The following is a 3,833-nucleotide window of genomic DNA, read 5'->3' as shown; positions in this document are numbered from 1 at the left end:
GGCTGGGCCTGGCCATCGCCCGCTCGATCGTGGCCGCCCACGGCGGGCGCATCGCACTGAGCACCGCGCCGGGCAAGGGCGCGGCCTTCAGCATCGCGCTGCCGCGCAACTGATCACTTTGAGTGCGAACGGGCAAAAGATGATCAGATCCGGTGCGGGCGCTCGCGCGAAGCTGCTCACGTTCACTACCGTGGCCGGCATGACCGCACCGGCCAAGGCGCCATCGACGCCTTCATCTCCCGACCGGTCCGCGCATTGGCTGCCTGTGCGGCCGAGGCTCATCCTGGCAAGTGCCTTCATGCTCTTCCTGGAGCTGGCGCTGATCAGGTGGACCGGCTCCAACATCGTTCACCTCAGCTACTTCACCAACTTCGTGCTGCTCGGCTCGTTCCTCGGGATCGGGCTCGGGTTCCTGCGAGTGGGCAGGACCAAGCGCCTGCCGTACTACTCACCGATCACGCTCGCCGCCCTGGTAGTGATCATCTTGCTGTACCCGGTCACCGTGGACCGCAACACCGAGGGCGTCCTGTACTGGACGAGCCTCGGCACCACCGGCCCGCCACCGTGGCTGATCCTGCCGGTGATCTTCTGCGCCGCCGCCGTCATCCTGATGGGGCCCGCCGAACTCGTCGGGCGGTGCTTCCCCGAGCTGTCCAGGCTGGAGGCCTACCGCTACGACCTGATCGGCAGCCTCACCGGCATCGCGCTGTTCACCGCGCTGTCCTTTCTTTCCGCGCCGCCCGTCGTGTGGGGCACGATCGCCGCCGTGGCCTACGCCGCGCTGCTGTGGCCGCCCGGCCTGCCCGGCAAGATCCTGGTCGTGCTGCCGTCGCTGATCGTGGTCGGCGCGCTCGCCTCGGAGACCCTGACGGCGGGCGCGCTGTGGTCGCCGTACTACAAGGTGACCACCAAGGACAGCGACTACGGCGGCACCCCGGTGACCGACATCCAGGTCAACGGCATCCCGCACCAGCAGGCCGTGCCCGCCGCCCAGCGGCTGGAGCTCGAACGCCAGTACGCCCTGCCGTACGAACGCCAGGCCAAGCGGTCCCTGGACGACGTGCTGATCGTGGGCGCGGGCAGCGGCACCGACGTGGCCATCGCGCTCAGCAAGGGCGCCAAGCACGTCGACGCGGTGGAGATCGACCCGCAGCTGCGCGGGCTCGGCGACCGCCACCCCGACCGGCCCTACGCCGACCCCCGGGTCACCACCCACGTCACCGACGGGCGGGCCTTCCTGGAGCAGACCGGCAAGAAGTACGACCTGATCCTGTTCGCCCTGCCCGACTCGCTCACCCTCGTCTCCGGGGCCAGCTCGCTGCGGCTGGAGAGCTACCTGTTCACCCAGGAGGCCATGCAGGCCGCGCGCGCCCAGCTCAAGCCGGGCGGCACGTTCTCCATGTACAACTACTACCGCGAACGCTGGCTGGTCGACCGGCTCGCCGCCACCATGCAGGCGGCCTTCGGCCACACACCGTGCGTGGACGTGGTGACCGAGGCCGGGCAGCAGGCGGTGATCACCGCGGGCGTCACCCGCGACGCGCAGGTGTGCGGGCCCGCCGAGTGGGCCGGAGCGCCCCCCGGCACCCCGGAGCCGAGCCCCGACGACCGGCCCTTCCTCTACCTGAAGGACCGCACGATCCCGCCGATCTACATCATCACGCTCTCGCTCATCCTCATCGTCAGCCTGCTGGCCGTGCGCGTGGTGGCGGGCCCCTACGAGCGGATGCGCCCCTACGGCGACCTGTTCCTGCTCGGCGTCGGCTTCCTGCTGCTGGAGACCAAGAGCGTGACCGGGTTCGCGCTGCTGTTCGGCACCACATGGGTGGTCAACGCGATCGTCTTCGCCGGCGTGCTGGTGGCGGTCCTGGCCGCGGTGGAGGTGACGCGGCGCTTCCGCATGCCGCCGCTGCCCGTGATGTACGGCGTGCTCGCCGCCGGGCTGCTGCTGGCCTGGCTCGTCCCCAACGCCTGGCTGCTCGGCCTGCCGGTGCCGCTGCGCGCGGTGGCCGCCGTCGCGGTCGCCTTCCTGCCGATCTTCGCGGCCAACGTGGTGTTCGCCAAGCGGTTCGCCGACAGCCCCGACAGCACGACGTCCTTCGGGGCCAACCTGCTCGGTGCGATGGTGGGCGGCTGCCTGGAGTACTTCGCGCTGCTGGTCGGCTATCGGGGGTTGCTGATCATCGCCGCGGTGGTGTACCTGGGGGCGTTCGTGCTGCTGCCCAGAGTGCGCAAGGGCGTGCCCGCCGCCTCCTGAACCCTTGCGAAAAGGTCCGGCCCCGTGCGTGGCGCACGGGGCCGTCGCCTTTCGTCCTTCGCCTTTCGTCCTTCGCCTTTCGCCGGGGGCGGGTCAGAGGCCGCAGACCTCGGCGAGGTCCTTGTCGCCGGTGTCCTTCTTCGACGAACCGGGGGTGGGCGACTGGTCCGGCCCCTTGGCCTGCGGCTCGGTGGTCGGCCGCCCGGTGGTGCCGGTGCCGGTCGCGCCGGGGGAGGCGGTGACGTCCGCCGCCAGCGCCCGGCGGTTCCCGCGCGTGGACTGGCGCAGTGCGCTCGTCACGCTACGGCGCACCTTCACCCAGTCCACGTTCCCCGGCCAGAACTCCGGCGGCACGAACTGCGTGCTGGTGATCTTGGCGTTCTTCACCTCGAGCGCCAGGTCCGCCAGATGTTCGAGCAGTGGGCGGGGGATGTCGGTGCTGGCCAGCCGCTTGGTCGCGGCTGCGATCTTGTTGAAGTTGGCCAGTACGACGTCGGGGGTGGCCTGCTTGGCGAACGCCCCGATGACGCACCGCTGACGGGCCATCCGGGAGAAGTCATCGCTGTTCACCCGCGAACGGCCGTACCACAGGACCTCCTCGCCGGACAGCTTGCGAAAGCCCGCCTTGATGGTCCCGGCGGTGCCGTACAGGCCGCCCCACTTGATGTCCTGCTCGACCCGGATGTCCAGGCCGCCGATCGCGTCCACGAGGTCGGCGAAGCCGTACATGTTGACCAGCGCGTAGTAGTCGATCTTGAGGCCGAGCGTGTGCCCGATCGCGTCCTTCAGCGCCCTGGGCCCCTGGTGCTTGCCCCCCATGACCTGCGGATTGTCCTCGGCGAACTGCCACACCTCGTTCAGCAGGCCGCCGTTGGGGAGTTCGGCGAAGAAACCGTTCGGGAACCGCTTGCCGAGCGGGCTGTGCGGCGGGAAACGGACGTGCTGCATGTTGCGCGGCAGACCGAACATGACCGTGTTGCCGGTCTTCACGTCCACGCTGGCCACCGTCATGCTGTCGGTCCGCACGCCGGTACGGTTGCCCGCCGCGTCCCCGCCCACCAGCAGGAAGTTCACCCGGTCCCGGCCGTTCCACGGGTCCTCATGCTTGATCGGCGCGGTGGTCTGGTGGGTGCCGGAGGGGAAGATGAAGTTGGCCGTGTTGCGGGCGGCGATCACGGTGTTGGCGGCCACCGCGAAGGGGGCGACCACCACGATGCACAGCAGGCCGACGGCGATGCCGGAGGCGATCTGACCGACTCTGTTCAGCCGGCCGGGCTTGAGGCTGACGTAGGACGTCACGATCAGGACGAACCACAGCAGCGCGCCGACCACGGCGAGGACGGTGGCGGTCAGGAGGGTGCTGTCGCGGAGCAGCAGGCCGACGTTGTTCAGGATGACGACCGCGATCACGGCGGCGCTGAGCAGCAACAGCCCGAACGCGCTGAGCAGGACGTAACCGGCGCGCCGCCGCCCGGCCCGCAGGTGCGCGGCACCGGGCACCAGGGCCGACAACGCGGTCCACCCGACGATCGACGCGGCGCTCATCCGTCTGGCGAACTCCGGCCCGCCCCCGGCC

The 3,833-nt window shown here is 70.2% G+C and carries 3 protein-coding genes; 2 read left to right on the top strand and 1 reads right to left on the bottom strand.

All coding sequences use genetic code 11. From position 1 onward, the window contains the following. Window positions 1-2: 2 nt before the first annotated feature. Together C1I98_RS45930 and C1I98_RS36455 are read left to right on the top strand one after the other, a co-directional pair. A complete protein-coding gene (locus C1I98_RS45930; protein ID WP_368773557.1) occupies window positions 3-113 on the top strand; it encodes an ATP-binding protein in 111 nt (36 codons plus the stop codon). Window positions 114-298: 185 nt separating this feature from the next. Further along, entirely contained in the window at window positions 299-2,257 is a 1,959-nt protein-coding gene (locus C1I98_RS36455) for a spermine/spermidine synthase domain-containing protein (RefSeq protein WP_233508488.1), read from the top strand. Window positions 2,258-2,350: 93 nt separating this feature from the next. Here the strand turns inward: C1I98_RS36455 and C1I98_RS36450 are convergent. Continuing rightward, window positions 2,351-3,833, bottom strand: a 1,483-nt coding sequence (locus C1I98_RS36450; protein WP_111171836.1) for an LCP family protein, incomplete at its 5' end; no start/stop codon positions are given.

The organism is Spongiactinospora gelatinilytica, assembly GCF_003236385.1.
Classification (GTDB): Bacteria; Actinomycetota; Actinomycetes; order Streptosporangiales; family Streptosporangiaceae; genus Spongiactinospora; species Spongiactinospora gelatinilytica.
Note: the sequence above shows the minus strand (reverse complement) of the source record. Positions and strands in the feature narration are given on the sequence as shown.